Genomic DNA, 15217 nt, shown 5'->3' with positions numbered 1-15217 from the left:
TGCCCGGGCACCGGTCTCAGCGAGCGGGGTCGGCCGGATGCGGCGCCAGCAACGGCAGCTGCGAGGCCAGCCGCTCCTCGCACAGCTCGGCCAGCCGGTCGTACCCCGCCTTGCCCATCAGCTCGATCAGCTCCGGCCGGTAGGACACGTACACCGGGTCACCCGCGCCGTGCGCCGAGGTCGCCGAGGTGCACCACCAGTGCAGGTCGTGGCCGCCCGGACCCCACCCCCGACGGTCGTACTCACCGATGGACACCTGCAGCACGCGCGTGTCGTCGGGCCGGTCGATCCACTCGTACGTCCGCCGGACCGGCAGCTGCCAGCACACGTCCGGCTTCGTCTCCAGCGGCTCCCGGCCCTCCTTCAGCGCCAGGATGTGCAGCGAGCAGCCCGCGCCCCCGGAGAACCCCGGCCGGTTCTGGAAGATGCACGAGCCCTGGAAGGGCCGGGTCTGCCGGGAGCCCTCGTCGTCCTCGGAGGTCCAGCCGTTCCGCGTGCCCTCGGCGTGGTGCTGCCAGATGTCCGGCGTGAGCCTCGCCACGTGCCCGGCGACCCGCTTCTCGTCGTCCTCGTCGGAGAAGTGCGCGCCCAGCGAGCAGCACCCGTCGTCCGCGCGGCCCGCCTGGATGCCCTGGCAGCCGCTGCCGAAGATGCAGTTCCAACGGGAGGTCAGCCATGTCAGATCGCAGCGGAAGACCTGCTCGTCGTCCGCCGGATCCGGAAACTCCACCCACGCGCGCGCGAAGTCGAGCCCCTTCTCGCCGCCCGCCGCTTCGCCCAGTACGCCCTTTTTATCCTTCTTGGCCGACTTTTCGTCCTTCGCCTTTTTCGTCTTTGGCACGGCTCCAGGGTAAGTCGCCCGAGCGCGAAGACGGCACCAAGGACGGCACCACCGCGGGCATCGCCGGCAGTAGCGTTCCGTACATGAGACTCGGTGTCCTCGACGTGGGTTCGAACACGGTGCATCTGCTGGTGGTGGACGCGCACCCGGGCGCCCGCCCGCTGCCCGCCCACTCGCACAAGGTGGAACTGCGCCTCGCCCAGCTCCTCGACGAGGACGGTGCGATCGGCCCCGACGGCGTCGACCGGCTGGCCGCGGTGGTCCGGGAGGCGCTCCAGGCCGCCGAGGACAAGGGCGTCGAGGACCTGCTGCCGTTCGCCACCTCGGCCGTGCGCGAGGCGAGCAACGCCGACGACGTCCTCGCGCGCGTGCGCGCCGAGACCGGCGTCGAGCTGACCGTCCTCAGCGGCGCCGAGGAAGCCCGGCTCACCTTCCTCGCCGCCCGCCGCTGGTTCGGCTGGTCCGCGGGCAGGCTGCTGGTCCTCGACATCGGCGGCGGCTCCCTGGAGATCGCCTACGGCATCGACGAGGAACCGGACGCCGCCGTGTCGCTGCCGCTCGGCGCGGGCCGGCTGACCGCGGCCCGGCTGCCCGACGACCCGCCCCACCCGGACGACGTCAGGGCGCTGCGCCGCCACGTCCGTACGGAGATCGCCCGGACCGTCGGCGAGTTCAGCCGCCTCGGCGCCCCCGACCACGTGGTCGCCACCTCGAAGACCTTCCGGCAGCTTGCCCGCATCACCGGCGCCGCCCGCTCCGCCGAGGGCCTCTACGTCCAGCGCGAGCTGAAGCGTGCCTCGCTGGAGGCCTGGGTGCCCCGCCTGGCCGCCATGACCGCCAGCGAGCGCGCCGAACTCCCCGGCGTCTCCGAGGGCAGGGCGCACCAGCTCGTGGCCGGCGCCCTGGTGGCCGAGGCCGCGATGGACCTCTTCCGCGTGGAGAACCTGGAAATCTGCCCGTGGGCACTCAGAGAGGGCGTGATCCTGCGTCGCCTGGACCACATGGGCCAGTAACGACACCCACCCGCACCCCCACCCCCACCCCACCCGCACCCCCACCCCACCCGCACCCCCACCCCCCATGCACCTCCACCCCCATGCACCTCCACCCCCACGCACCTCCATCCCCCACGCACCCCCACCCCCAAGGCCCCCACCCATGGCACTCACCCCTATGGCACGCACCACAACATCGATCAGGCCCCCCGCAGCCCTCGACCCGCACCCCGTACCCTGACCCCCGTGGCAAAACCAAGGGACGACGTCCGCATCCCTGACACGAAGGTCGCCCTGTCGACGGCTTCCGTCTATCCGGAGTCGACGGCGACGGCCTTCGAGATCGCCGCGCGCCTCGGTTACGACGGCGTGGAGGTGATGGTCTGGACGGACCCGGTCAGCCAGGACATCGAGGCGCTGCGCAGGCTCAGCGACTACCACCGCATGCCGATACTCGCCGTGCACGCACCGTGCCTGCTCATCACCCAGCGCGTCTGGTCCACCGACCCCTGGGTCAAGCTCCAGCGCGCCCGCGCCGCCGCCGAGAAGCTCGGCGCGAGCACCGTGGTGGTCCACCCCCCGTTCCGCTGGCAGCGCCAGTACGCGCGGGACTTCGTCGACGGCATCTGGCGGATGGCCGACGAGACGGACGTCCGCTTCGCCGTGGAGAACATGTACCCCTGGCGCTACCGCGACCGCGAGATGCAGGCGTACGCCCCCGACTGGGACGTGACGAAGGACGACTACCGGCACTTCACGATCGACCTCAGCCACGCCGCCACCTCCCGCACCGACGCCCTCGACATGCTCGACCGCATGAGCGACCGCCTCGGCCACGTCCACCTGGCCGACGGCCGTGGCTCCGCCAAGGACGAGCACCTCGTCCCCGGCCGCGGCAACCAGCCCTGCGCCGAAGTGCTGGAGCACCTCGCGCACACCGGCTTCGACGGCCACGTCGTCATCGAGGTCAACACCAGGCGCGCGATGTCCGGCGCCGAACGCGAGGCCGATCTCGCCGAGGCGCTGGCCTTCACCCGTCTGCACCTGGCGCAGTCGGCGTCCCCGGTACCGGGGGGCCCGGCGACGAGGACGGACCGCCGGTGAGCGACGACGCCGCCGGGGCCACCCGGCGCCGCGGCCGCCCGCCCCGTACGGAGTCCGCCGACACCCGCGACCGCATCCTCACCACGGCCCGCGAGGAGTTCTCCGAGCGCGGTTACGACAAGACCTCCGTGCGCGGCATCGCCAAGGCCGCGGGCGTGGACCCCGCGCTGGTCCACCACTACTTCGGCACCAAGGAGCAGGTCTTCGAGGCGGCCATCGAGGTCGCCTTCGCGCCCGCCCTGAAGGCCCCCGAAGCGATCGGCGACGGCCCTCTCGACGAGGTCGGCGAGCGGCTCACCCGCTTCATCCTCGGCCTCTGGGAGAACCCGGCCAGCCGGACCCCGCTGCTGGCCATCGTCCGCTCCGCCGTGAACAACGAGACCGCCGCGGCCGTCTTCCGCCGGCTCATCTCCGCCCAGCTGCTGCGTCGTGTCGCCGCCCAGATGGGCCTGCCGGACGCGGAGCTGCGCGTCGAGCTGGCGGCGGCACAGCTGGTGGGCTGCGCGATGCTCCGCTACGTGATCAAGGTGGAGCCGCTGGCCTCCGCGGACGCGGAGCAGATCATCGCCCGCGTGGCACCGGTCGTACAGGGGCACCTCACCGGCCCCTGAAAGCACGTGCCCACGGCGTACGACGAGACAGGCGTCCCGCATTCCGGACACCCCGTCCCGACCCCTGGATGACCGGCGTACGCTCGACGACAGTCATAACTCTCCGAAGGAGCGAGCGACGATGCCCGAACTGAGGTCCCGCACAGTCACCCACGGCCGCAACATGGCGGGCGCCCGCGCCCTTATGCGTGCCTCCGGTGTACCCGGCGCGGACATCGGGCGGAAGCCGATCATCGCCGTCGCCAACAGCTTCACGGAGTTCGTGCCGGGCCACACGCACCTGGCGCCGGTCGGCCGGATCGTCAGCGAGGCGGTCGTCGCGGCCGGCGGCATCCCGCGCGAGTTCAACACGATCGCCGTGGACGACGGCATCGCCATGGGCCACGGCGGCATGCTCTACAGCCTCCCCTCCCGCGACCTGATCGCGGACAGCGTGGAGTACATGGTCGAGGCGCACTGCGCCGACGCCCTGATCTGCATCTCCAACTGCGACAAGATCACCCCGGGCATGCTCAACGCGGCGCTCCGCCTGAACATCCCGACGGTCTTCGTCTCCGGCGGCCCGATGGAGTCCGGCCGCGCCACCCTGGTCGACGGCACGGTCCGCACCCTCGACCTGGTCGACGCGATGTCGGAGGCGGTCAACGAGAAGATCTCCGACGCCGACATCCTCCGCATCGAGGAGAACGCCTGCCCCACCTGCGGCTCCTGTTCCGGCATGTTCACCGCCAACTCGATGAACTGCCTCACCGAGGCCATCGGCCTCTCCCTCCCCGGCAACGGCTCGGTCCTGGCCACCCACACCGCCCGCAAGGCGCTCTACGAGAACGCCGCCCGCACGGTCCTGGACCTGACCCGCCGCTACTACGAGCAGGACGACGACTCGGTCCTGCCCCGCAACATCGCCACCCCCGCGGCCTTCGAGAACGCCATGGCGCTCGACATCGCGATGGGCGGCTCCACCAACACGATCCTGCACCTGCTGGCCGCCGCCCAGGAGGCGGAGGTCCCCTACGGCCTCACCGAGATGGACGCCCTCTCGCGCCGCGTCCCGTGCCTCGCCAAGGTCGCGCCGAACGTCGCCAAGGACCGCACGTACTACATGGAGGACGTGCACCGCGCGGGCGGCATCCCCGCCCTCCTCGGCGAGCTGCACCGCGGGGGCCTGCTCAACGAGGACGTGCACTCCGTCCACAGCCCGTCGCTCTCCGACTGGCTGAAGACCTGGGACATCCGCGGCGGCTCCCCCTCCCCGGAGGCGGTCGAGCTGTGGCACGCGGCCCCCGGCTGCGTCCGCTCCGCCGAGGCATTCTCCCAGTCCGAGCGCTGGGACTCCCTGGACGAGGACGCCGAGGGCGGCTGCATCCGCTCCGTCGAGCACGCCTACTCCAAGGACGGCGGCCTCGCGGTCCTGCGCGGCAACCTCGCCGTGGACGGCTGCGTGGTCAAGACGGCCGGCGTCGACGAGTCGATCTGGACCTTCGAGGGCCCGGCCGTCGTCTGCGAGTCGCAGGAGGAGGCCGTCCAGAAGATCCTCACCCAGCAGGTCAAGGAGGGCGACGTCGTCGTCATCCGCTACGAGGGCCCCAAGGGCGGCCCCGGCATGCAGGAGATGCTCTACCCGACCTCGTACCTGAAGGGCCGCGGCCTGGGCAAGGCCTGCGCCCTGGTCACCGACGGCCGCTTCTCCGGCGGCACCTCGGGCCTGTCCATCGGCCACGCCTCGCCGGAGGCGGCGGCCGGCGGCACGATCGCCCTGGTCGAGGACGGCGACCGCATCCGCATCGACATCCCGAACCGCTCCATCGAGCTGCTCGTGGACGACGCCGAGCTGACCCGCCGCGAGCAGGCCCTGAACGGCGTGTACGCCCCGAAGAACCGCGACCGCAAGGTCTCCGCGGCCCTGAAGGCGTACGCCGCGATGGCCACCAGCGCCGACAGGGGCGCCGTGCGCGACGTCAGCAAGCTGGGCTGACACCCGCCGGGGGACCCGGGCGACGGCCTACCAGGCCCCCGGGTCCCGCCCCGCCACCCCGAACACCGTCCCGTCGGGCGCGCCGGCGTACACGTGCCCGCCCGCGAGCAGCGGGGCCGGAAGGGACGCGGGCACCTTGTCGGAGTCGGAGCCGAGCCGCGGCCGGGTCTGCCCGAGGAGTCTGCCCTCGCGCGCGTCGACGCCTAGGAGCCGCCCGTCGGGCGCGGTGACGTACACGTGCCGCCCGTCGGAGACCGGCGCCGAGCCCCGGCTCACGCCCGTCTCCAGCCGCCACGCCTGCTTCCCCGCCGCCATGTCCACGGCGACCAGCGAACCGCCCGCGCCCATGAGGTACACGGTGTCCCCGCGCACGCCCGCCGACGCCGACGCCTGCTCGACCGGGATCGGCAGCGTCACCCGCCGGGTCGCCCCGGTGGCGGGCGTGTAGCGGACCACGGTCCTGACGTCGCCGTAGGTCGCGCCCTCGGCGACGAGGAAGACGGCGCCGTCCGCGGCCCCCACGGGCGTCAGCGTCCCCGCCAGCTCCGCGTCCCAGCGCACGTCCCCGCTCGCCGGGTCCACCGCGGTGACCCGGGTCCGCTTCCCGTCCGCGCTCTGGCTCGTCGCGTACGCCGCCGGGTGCCGCTCCCCGGCGAACGAGGTGAAGTAGGGCACCGCCTGCCCGGGGATCCGGTGCGTCCACCGGGTCCGTCCCGAGGCGCCGTCCACGCCGGTGACCATCCCGTCGGCGCGGGTGAGCAGCAGCATGTCGCCGACGGTGCGCAGTCCGTCGTACGCGGGCATGTCCTGCTGCCACTTCGGCTCACCCGTGGCGGGGTCGAGCGCCTCCAGCGGACCCAGCAGGCCGACCTCGGGCTGCACGAGCCCGCCCGACACGACCGGCGGTTCGCCCCGCACGGCCTCCTCGACGGGGTGCCGCCACAGCGTGCTCCCGTCGGCCGGGTCGAGGGCGAAGACCAGACCGGGCCGCGCGCACAACAGCCGCCGCGCCGCGTACGAGCACTGCGGCATCCCGCCGCCCTGCGCCGCGGGCACCGCCTCCCACGCCCCGAACCCGCCCGACGCGCTCTGCGCCGTGGGCGTGCGCGCGGGCTCGGCACCGCCGAACGCCTGCACGGCCACGACGCCCCCGATCACGGCAAGGCACAACGCCCCGGCGACGAGTGCCGACCGTTTCCCCAGCCGTCGCACGAGCCGCCCGGACCGCTCGGACCCCCCGGACCGTACGGACGGCTCGGCGGCGGCCCGCTGGGCGGGTTCCGCACCGGTCTCCTCCGGGGCCCCGGTCCGTTCCGTCCGCGGTGCCGGTATGAACACCTGGGTGTCGTAGGCCGCCGCGACCGACCGCAGCTCCCGCATCAACTCGTCCGGCGTCGGCCGGTCCTCGGGCTCCTTGGCGAGACACCGCAGCACCAGCGGCGCGAGCGAGTCCGGTACGCCGGTCAGCTCGGGCTCGTCGTGCACGACCTGGTAGGCGACGACGTACGGGCTGTCGGAGTCGAAGGGCCCCCGGCCGGTCGCCGCGTGCACCATCAGCGAACCGAGGGTGAAGACGTCGGCCGCGGGCCCCACCTCCCGGGGCCGCCGGAACTGCTCGGGCGCCATGTACGGCGGGGTGCCGATCAACTTCCCGGTCTCGGTGCGCAGTTCGCTGTCCTTCGGCCGGGAGATGCCGAAGTCGATGACCTTCGGGCCGTCCTCGGCGAGCAGGACGTTGCTCGGTTTCAGATCCCGGTGCACGACACCGACCCGGTGGATGTCGCGTAGCGCCTCGGCGAGCCCGGCCATCAGCCGGCGCAGCTGGGGCTCGTCCATCGGCCCGTTCCGCTTCACGTGCTCCGAGAGGGTGGGACCGGGGATGTACAGCGTGGCCATCCAGGGCCGCCCGGCCTCCGGGTCGGCGTCCACGACCGGCGCCGTGAAGGCCCCGCTCACCCGCCGGGCCGCGGCCACCTCCTGCCGGAAACGCCCCCTGAACTCGGGGTCCCTGGCATACGTGGCGTGCACGACCTTGACCGCGACGCGCATCCCCGAGGTGCTGCGGGCGAGGTGTACGACGCCCATGCCGCCCGAGCCGAGGCGGGACTCCAGCCGGTAGTGGCCGGCGTACTCCGGAAGTTCCGCTTCCGCGTCCGCTCCGGCATCCCGCTGCGGCGCCATGGAACCACCCCCGTGCTGTTCGTTCGCGCGAGCGCTGCTCGGAGCCTAGTCGATGGGGCGCGGGGGACAGAGGCGGCCTGCCGACCCGCGTGTGCGGCTTGCGAACTGGTGTTTCATGGCTTGTTCTTGGGGAATCAACGGTGCCCCGCGAAAGACGTGGGGTTCAACGGGGGGGAGTTCGTCCATGTCTGTCGAGCAGGTCCAGAACACCGGCGGCGGCGAAGAGGGAGCGGCGGGGCAGGCCGAGGGAGTCGTCACGGCGGCGGCCACGGCCTCCTACCCGGTCGCGCCGGGCTACCGCCTGAAGGTCCGCAGCGGACCGGGCACCAACTACTCCGTGGTGCGGGTCCTGCCCGAGGGCGCCAGGGTCACGATCAACTGCCAGCGCACGGGGCAGTGGGTCTCCGGCCCCTACGGCACCTCGAACATCTGGGACAACATCGGCAGCGGCCAGTACGTCTCCGACACCTACATCCGCACCGGCAGCGACGGTTACGTGGCCCCGCGCTGCTGACCTTGTAACAGGGCTGTCTTAGGGACGTATTAGGAGGTTGCCGAGAGGAACGGCGTGCCGGGCCGAGTGGCTCTAGGTGATCAGAAGCGCCCGCTCGCACCGATCGGTACGGGCGGCCCGGCACGCCAACCGACTCTGAGGTAGACAACGATGCGCGTTCGCAAGCTGACCCTCGCCGCCATGGCCCTCGCCGCCGGTCTCTCGCTCACGGCCTGCCAGAACGATGACGGCGGCACGGACCAGAGCGCCGCCCCGCCGGCCGCCTCCACCGCGTCCTCGTCGACCGGCGGCTCGGGACCGGCCGGCTCGGACCAGGGGGGCGGGACGGACTCCGCGGGCAAGACCCCCAACGGGACCGGCGGCACCGGCGGGTCGGGCGGCACCGGGGGCACCGGCGGTGCCGACGACAACGGCAAGGCCGCCAAGTGCCGCACCGACGAGCTGGAGATCACGGCGATCGACGCCACCATCGACGGCGACACCGACGGCACGGTCGCGGTGGACCTGAAGAACGGCGGCGGCCGGGACTGCTCACTCGCGGGCTACGCGGGCGTCGACCTGAAGACGAACGCCGGCACCCTGTCGGCCGAGCGCACGGGGGAGCCGGCCCCCTCGATCGTCCTCGCGGACGGGGAGACGGTGACCTTCGGCATCACCTACCCGATCAACGACACGGGCGGCTCCGGCGTCCGCATCACGGGCCTCGTGGTGACCCCGCCGGACGAGACCAAGTCGGTCACCCTCGACTGGCCGGGCGGTGCCACCCTGCCCGCCACGGACGGCTCCGGCTCGCCGGTGCGGGTCGGCCCGCTCGGCAGCGCCGGCCAGGGCGGCTGACCGCACGCCCCGCGAGCCTCGTCCGGTTGTGCCGGGCCCGCCCGGGGCCCGCGCCGCCCCGGCGCCATAATCGACCCGTGAGCGCAGCGAACGGCAAGAACGGCATCCCGGACACCCCCGCGGGCCCCCGCCCCGAACCCCTCCGGTTCTACGGCACGACCTGGGTGGACCACGACCACGGCTACACCGCCCGCCGGGCGGGCCTCGCCGTGGGCTCCCTCGCCGTGGCGGCCGCCGCCTGCTTCGTGCTCCGCATCGCATACCAGGGCCTCCAGATCGCCGACATCGGCAGCTTCGTCTCGCTGCTGATGATCGTGATGTTCGCGATCTGCAGCGCCCTGGCCTTCCGCCACACCTGGTCCGGCTTCACCAGCCGCCCCGACCCCGACCGCCAGGCCTCCATGCGTGGCCTGCTCGCCATCGGCTTCGTCGGCTCCCTGCTCGCCTACTTCTTCCGCACCTTCACCGAGGCACCGGGCGAGAAGCTGCACCGCGAGGAGTACGAGAAGGCCCGAGAGGAGTTCGAGAAGCGCACCACCCGCCGCTCGGGCAACCCGTCGAAGAAGCGCCGCCAGAAGTAGGCGCAGCACGCGAAGGCGCCGAAGCCGAGACACCGCGAGCGAAGAGAACGAGCATCCGGAGTCCCGCCCCGTCAACGCTCCCGGCAACGCCGACGCCCCTCCGCATCCCCTTTGCCCACCCGGGGCCGCCTGTGCCTCACCGGCTGGTGCGGTCCGTCCGGGGTCGCGTGTGCTTGACCGGCTGGTGCGGTCCGCCTGGGGCCGTGTGTCTCACCGGCTGGTGCGGCCCACCTGCGGTCGCGTGTGCCTGAACAGGCCGGTCCGGTCCGTCCGGAACCGTCTGTGCTTCACCGGCTGGTGCGGTCCGTCCGTGGCCGCCTCTGCCTCACCGGCTGATGGGGTCCGTCCGGGGTCGCGTGTGCCTGACCGGCCGGTCCGCCCCACCCGCGGCCCCCTACGCCCCGCCGCCCCGCCCGGCCACCATGGCCGTATGACGACACCGACGACCCCGGACGACCGGGCCACTCCCGAAGCCGCTCCCACACAGGCCGACCACACGGCCCGTGCCCGTTCCTTCAACGACGCCGCCGCCCAGTACGCCGCCAACCGCCCCTCCTACCCGCCCGCCCTCTTCGACGCGCTGGAGGAGCTGACCGGCCGTCCCCTCAAGGGCGCCCGCGTCGTGGACGTCGGTGCCGGTACGGGCCTCGCCACCGCCCGCCTGCACGAGCGCGGCGCCGACGTGATCGCCGTGGAACCCGGCGCCGGCATGGCCGCCGAGTTCCGCCGCACTCTCCCCGGCGTGCCGATCGTCCGGGGCAACGGCAACGCCCTCCCCCTGGCCGATCACACCGCCGACCTCCTCACCTACGCCCAGGCCTGGCACTGGACCGACCCCGCCCTGGCCGTCCCGGAGGCGCTGCGCGTGCTGCGTCCGGGCGGCGCGCTGGCGCTGTGGTGGAACACCGACGCCCACGACGTGCCGTGGATCGCGGACTCGGGACGACGCATCGACCGGCACTTCGCACACCTGAACCTCTCCGCCGAGAAGCGCAACCTCGACGCCCGCTTCGCCGACCCCACCGGCCACCTCGGCTTCGTCCACCGCGAGATCCGCTGGAGCCGGCACGTCCCGCTCGACACCCACCTGGCCAACCTCGGCAGCCACTCGGTCTTCCTGACCGACACCGAGGAACGCGCCGCGGCCTTCTTCGCCGAGGAGCGCCGCCACCTGCTGGCCGTCTTCCCGGCCGGACTCGTCGAGGAGACGTACGACGTCCACCTCCTCATCGGGACGACCCCCACGGCTTGACGCCCCTTGACGCCGCGGACACCCGGGAGGATTATTCATCACATGATGAATTACTCGACCGAGCCCTCCTCCCGGCCACCCGAAGCCCACGGCGACGGCCCCGCCCCGCCCGCCGTCCACGCCGAAGACCTCACCGTCGTCCGCGGTACCCGCACCGTCCTGCGGGGCCTCGGCTTCACCGTCCCGCGCGGTCGCATCACCGGCCTCCTCGGCCCCTCCGGCTGCGGCAAGTCGACCCTGATGCGGGCGATCGTCGGCACCCAGTCCAAGGTCACCGGCACCCTGGACGTCCTCGGCCGCCCGGCCGGCCACCCGGCCCTGCGCACCCGCATCGGCTACGTCACCCAGGCCCCGTCCGTCTTCGACGACCTGACCGTCCGGCAGAACCTGGACTACTTCGCCGGGATCCTCGACCCCGGCCGAGAGGCCGCCGACCGCCGCCGCGAGGACGTCACCCGGGTCGTCTCCGACGTCGACCTCACCACCCACGCCGACGCCCTGGCCGGCAACCTCTCCGGCGGCCAGCGCAGCCGGGTCTCCCTCGCCGTGGCCCTCCTGGGCGCCCCCGAACTCCTGGTCCTCGACGAACCCACGGTCGGCCTCGACCCCGTACTCCGCCGAGACCTGTGGGCCCTCTTCCACTCCATCGCCACCGACCGCGGCGCCACCCTCCTCGTCTCCTCCCACGTCATGGACGAGGCCGAGCGCTGCCACCGGCTGCTCCTGATGCGCGAGGGCGAGGTCCTCGCCGACGACACCCCCGACGCCCTGCGCACCCGTACCGACTCCGAGACGGTCGAGGAGGCGTTCCTCCACCTGGTCGACGAGGCGAAGGCGAAAGCGGCGGCCCGCACGAAGGAGACCACCCGATGACCACGCCCACGGCCCCCGCGCCCACCCTCACCCCGGCCCCCACCCGCCCCCTGAGCCTCTCCCGCACCACAGCCACCGCGGCCCGCGTCCTGCGCCAGCTGAGCCACGACCCCCGCACCATCGCCCTGCTGATGCTGATCCCCTGCGTGATGCTCTTCCTGCTGCGCTACGTCTTCGACGGCAGCCCGCGCACCTTCGACAACATCGGCGCCTCGCTGCTCGGCATCTTCCCGCTGATCACGATGTTCCTGGTCACGTCCATCGCGACGTTGCGCGAGCGCACCTCCGGCACTCTCGAACGCCTCCTCGCCATGCCGCTCGGCAAAGGCGACCTCATCTCCGGCTACGCCCTGGCCTTCGGCGCCCTCGCCATCGTCCAGTCGGCCCTCGCCACCGGCCTGGCGGTCTGGTTCCTGGGCCTGGACGTGGTCGGCAGCCCCTGGCTCCTCCTCCTGGTCGCCCTGCTCGACGCCCTCCTGGGCACCGCGCTCGGCCTCTTCGTCTCGGCCTTCGCGGCCTCGGAATTCCAGGCGGTCCAGTTCATGCCGGCCGTGATCTTCCCCCAACTACTCCTCTGCGGCCTCTTCACCCCGCGCGACAACATGCACCCGGCCCTGGAGGCCGTCTCCGACGTCCTGCCCATGTCCTACGCCGTCGACGGCATGAACGAGGTCCTGCGCCACACCGACATGACCACCACCTTCGTACGCGACGCCCTGATCGTCGCCGGCTGCGCCCTGCTCGTCCTGACCCTGGGCGCGGCAACCCTGAAACGCCGAACGTCATGACCGACCAGCCCGAGGAACGGGAAGGAGCGGCGGGGGCGAAGGAACCCGAGCGCCCCACCCGCCACCGTCCCGCGGACTGGACGCGAAGCCCCACCCACCCCCCTGAATGCGAGGATGACGACGAAGGACGACGCAGCACGCACGACGCAGCACGCACGACGCACCCAAGAACAGACAGGGCACCGGAGGGCACCGAACCCATGACCCAGAAAGTCGCAGTCCTCGGCACCGGCAAGATCGGCGAAGCCCTGCTCAGCGGCATGATCGGAGCCGGCTGGGCACCCGCCGACCTTCTGGTCACCGCCCGCCGCCGGGAGCGGGCCGACGAACTCCGCGCCCGCCACGGAGTCACCCCGGTCACCAACGCCGAGGCCGCCAAGACCGCCGACACCCTGATCCTCACGGTGAAGCCCCAGGACATGGGCACCCTCCTCGACGAACTCGCCCCGCACGTCCCCGCCGACCGCCTGGTCATCAGCGGTGCGGCGGGCATCCCCACCTCCTTCTTCGAGGAGCGCCTCGCCCCCGGCACCCCGGTCGTCCGCGTCATGACGAACACCCCGGCCCTCGTCGACGAGGCCATGTCCGTGATCTCGGCCGGCACCCACGCGACCGAGGCCCACCTGACCCACACCGAGGAGATCTTCGGCGCCGTCGGCAAGACCCTCCGCGTCCCCGAGTCCCAGCAGGACGCCTGCACCGCCCTCTCCGGCTCGGGACCGGCGTACTTCTTCTACCTGGTCGAGGCCATGACGGACGCCGGCATCCTCCTCGGCCTGCCCCGCGACAAGGCCCACGACCTGATCGTCCAGTCCGCGATCGGCGCCGCGAAGATGCTCCGCGACAGCGGCGAGCACCCGGTCAAGCTCCGCGAGAACGTCACGTCCCCCGCCGGCACCACCATCAACGCCATTCGCGAACTGGAGAACCACGGCGTCCGCGCCGCCCTCATCGCCGCCTTGGAGGCCGCCCGCGACCGCAGCCGCGAACTGGCCTCCGGCACCAAGGACTGACGACCGGCCGAACCGGCCCCGACCGGCCCCGCGCCTACCGGGCCGCGTCCACCGGCGGCAGCAGCCCGATCGCCCGGTAGGCGGCGTCCACGGTCGGCCGCGCCGCCGCCCGCGCCTTCTCGGCCCCCTCCCGGAGCACACCCTCGACATACCCGGGATCGGCGCACAGCTCCTGGTGCCGCTCCCGCACGGGCCGCAGCACCTCGACGACCGCCTCCGCGGTGTCCTTCTTCAGCGCGCCGTACGAGTCGTAACCGCCCGCCAGCTCCGCCGGCTCCCCACCCGTGCAGGCCGCGAGGATCTCCAGCAGGTTCGCGAGCCCCGGCCGCTCCTCCCGGTCGTACACGACCTCTCTCCCGCTGTCGGTCACGGCCCGCGCGACCTTCTTCCGCACCACGTCCGGCTCGTCCAGCAGATAGACGATCCCCGGCCCGACATCGTCGCTCTTGCCCATCTTCGACGCGGGCTCCTGCAGATTCATGACCCGGGCCGCCAGCGCCGGACTGGTCGCCCGCGGCACCACGAACGTGTGTCCGTACCGCTGGTTGAACCGCACCGCGAGGTCCCGCGCCAGCTCCACGTGCTGGGTCTGGTCGTCCCCGACCGGCACCTCGTCCGTCCCGTACGCCAGGATGTCGGCCGCCATCAGCACGGGATACGTCAGCAGCGACAGCCGCACACTCCCGCCCCGCTCCCGTTCCCGCGAGGCCTTCTCCTTGTACTGGATCATCCGCCGCATCTCCCCGTCGGTCGCCACGCACTCCAGTACGTACGACAGCCGGGCGTGCTCGTCCACGTGGCTCTGCACGAACACGGTGCACAGCTCGGGATCGAGCCCCGCCGCCAGCAACAGCGACGCCGCCTGCCGGCTGAGTCTGCGCACCCGCGCCGGATCGTGGTCCACGGTCAGCGCGTGCAGGTCGACCACGCAGAACAAAGCGTCCGACTGGTGCTGGTCCACGGCGGCCCACCGCCGCATGGCCCCCAGATAGTTCCCCAGCGTCAGGTGCCCGGTCGGCTTGACCCCACTGAAGACCCGTGTCATCTCTCCACCTCCTGGTCAGGGCCGCCGCCACCCGCCGGCCGCCCCTCCTGGAGGGAGATACGAGAACGGCCGCCGAAGCGGCGGCCGTCGAGTGCATACGTGCGTACGGCCGCCGTCAGGCGGCCCGCCAGAGCTGGGTGCACGTACGCGTCATCACGGCCCCACCGTACGCCTTCGCGGCCCGCCCCACCCGGGATTTGACACGACCGCCAGGCACTCCTAGTGTTCTCCGAGTTGTCCGACGTGAGCGCCGACCCCGGTCGGTCCCCGGACAGCGATTCCGCAAGTACCCACCACACTTCGACGAACAGTCGCGTTGTCGGCGTCGTCGTGCTGTCGGTGCGCGTATTAACGGAATGAGGAATCCACGTTCGAAAGAACGCGGCCCCCGATTAGCTCGGGAGCCGGGAGTCCGCTAGAGTCTCATCTCGTCGGAACGGCCCAACAGCCGGGACGGCAACCCCTTCTGACGGGGAATCAGGACCGAAAGGATCTGATAGAGTCGGAATCGGCGGAAAGGGAAACGCGAAAGCGGGAACCTGGAAAGCACCGAGGAAATCGGATCGGAAAGATCTGATAGAGTCGGAAACGCAAGACCGAAGGGAAG

At 72.3% G+C, this 15217-nt stretch carries 14 protein-coding genes; 11 read left to right on the top strand and 3 right to left on the bottom strand.

Annotation, left to right across the window (positions count from 1 at the left end; genetic code table 11):
• Positions 1–16: 16 nt before the first annotated feature.
• Entirely contained in the window at positions 17–841 is an 825-nt protein-coding gene (locus ACZ6IM_RS32380) for a DUF3109 family protein (RefSeq protein ID WP_469561468.1), read from the bottom strand.
• Positions 842–924: 83 nt separating this feature from the next.
• Between ACZ6IM_RS32380 and ACZ6IM_RS32375 the strand changes: the two genes are divergently transcribed.
• The 4 genes from ACZ6IM_RS32375 to ilvD all read left to right on the top strand — a co-directional run bounded on the left by ACZ6IM_RS32375 (position 925) and on the right by ilvD (position 5526).
• Complete coding sequence (locus ACZ6IM_RS32375) at positions 925–1854, top strand: Ppx/GppA family phosphatase (RefSeq protein ID WP_052843510.1); 930 nt, start codon at positions 925–927, stop codon at positions 1852–1854.
• A gap of 228 nt (positions 1855–2082) precedes the next feature.
• Positions 2083–2940, top strand: coding sequence for a sugar phosphate isomerase/epimerase family protein (locus tag ACZ6IM_RS32370; RefSeq protein ID WP_052843508.1), 858 nt, complete (start codon positions 2083–2085; stop codon positions 2938–2940).
• On the top strand, positions 2937–3551 hold the full coding sequence (locus ACZ6IM_RS32365; protein ID WP_052843506.1) for a TetR/AcrR family transcriptional regulator: 615 nt from the start codon (positions 2937–2939) through the stop codon (positions 3549–3551). Before ACZ6IM_RS32370 ends, ACZ6IM_RS32365 begins: the two co-directional genes overlap by 4 nt.
• A gap of 121 nt (positions 3552–3672) precedes the next feature.
• Positions 3673–5526 carry a dihydroxy-acid dehydratase gene (gene ilvD / locus ACZ6IM_RS32360; protein WP_052843504.1) on the top strand — a complete coding sequence of 618 codons (1854 nt, stop codon included), beginning with the start codon at positions 3673–3675 and terminating at the stop codon, positions 5524–5526.
• Positions 5527–5553: 27 nt separating this feature from the next.
• Here ilvD and ACZ6IM_RS32355 read toward each other — a convergent pair whose 3' ends face one another.
• Positions 5554–7707 carry a serine/threonine-protein kinase gene (locus ACZ6IM_RS32355; RefSeq protein ID WP_052843502.1) on the bottom strand — a complete coding sequence of 718 codons (2154 nt, stop codon included), beginning with the start codon at positions 7705–7707 and terminating at the stop codon, positions 5554–5556.
• Between the two features lie 184 nt (positions 7708–7891).
• On the opposite strand from ACZ6IM_RS32355, the gene ACZ6IM_RS32350 reads away from it, so the two are divergent.
• The 7 genes from ACZ6IM_RS32350 to proC all read left to right on the top strand — a co-directional run bounded on the left by ACZ6IM_RS32350 (position 7892) and on the right by proC (position 13565).
• Positions 7892–8221, top strand: a complete 330-nt coding sequence (locus ACZ6IM_RS32350) for an SH3 domain-containing protein (RefSeq protein WP_052843500.1) — start codon at positions 7892–7894, stop codon at positions 8219–8221.
• 150 nt (positions 8222–8371) lie between these two features.
• Positions 8372–9058, top strand: a complete 687-nt coding sequence (locus ACZ6IM_RS32345) for a DUF4232 domain-containing protein (protein ID WP_469561462.1) — start codon at positions 8372–8374, stop codon at positions 9056–9058.
• A 77-nt stretch (positions 9059–9135) separates the two neighbouring features.
• Positions 9136–9639 carry an EamA/RhaT family transporter gene (locus ACZ6IM_RS32340; RefSeq protein WP_469561460.1) on the top strand — a complete coding sequence of 168 codons (504 nt, stop codon included), beginning with the start codon at positions 9136–9138 and terminating at the stop codon, positions 9637–9639.
• A gap of 430 nt (positions 9640–10069) precedes the next feature.
• Complete coding sequence (locus ACZ6IM_RS32335) at positions 10070–10891, top strand: class I SAM-dependent methyltransferase (RefSeq protein ID WP_469561457.1); 822 nt, start codon at positions 10070–10072, stop codon at positions 10889–10891.
• 42 nt (positions 10892–10933) lie between these two features.
• Positions 10934–11764 carry an ABC transporter ATP-binding protein gene (locus ACZ6IM_RS32330; protein WP_469561455.1) on the top strand — a complete coding sequence of 277 codons (831 nt, stop codon included), beginning with the start codon at positions 10934–10936 and terminating at the stop codon, positions 11762–11764.
• Positions 11761–12552: an ABC transporter permease gene (locus ACZ6IM_RS32325; RefSeq protein ID WP_469561452.1), complete on the top strand. Its 792-nt coding sequence runs from the start codon at positions 11761–11763 to the stop codon at positions 12550–12552. Before ACZ6IM_RS32330 ends, ACZ6IM_RS32325 begins: the two co-directional genes overlap by 4 nt.
• Before the next feature lie 200 nt (positions 12553–12752).
• A complete protein-coding gene (gene proC / locus ACZ6IM_RS32320) occupies positions 12753–13565 on the top strand; it encodes a pyrroline-5-carboxylate reductase (RefSeq protein ID WP_052843892.1) in 813 nt (270 codons plus the stop codon).
• 34 nt (positions 13566–13599) lie between these two features.
• Here the strand turns inward: proC and trpS are convergent, their stop codons facing one another.
• A complete protein-coding gene (gene trpS / locus ACZ6IM_RS32315) occupies positions 13600–14610 on the bottom strand; it encodes a tryptophan--tRNA ligase (protein WP_052843893.1) in 1011 nt (336 codons plus the stop codon).
• Positions 14611–15217 lie beyond the last annotated feature (607 nt).

This window comes from Streptomyces sp. NPDC042336 (genome assembly GCF_055581985.1).
This window is presented reverse-complemented; position numbering and strand designations above follow the sequence as displayed.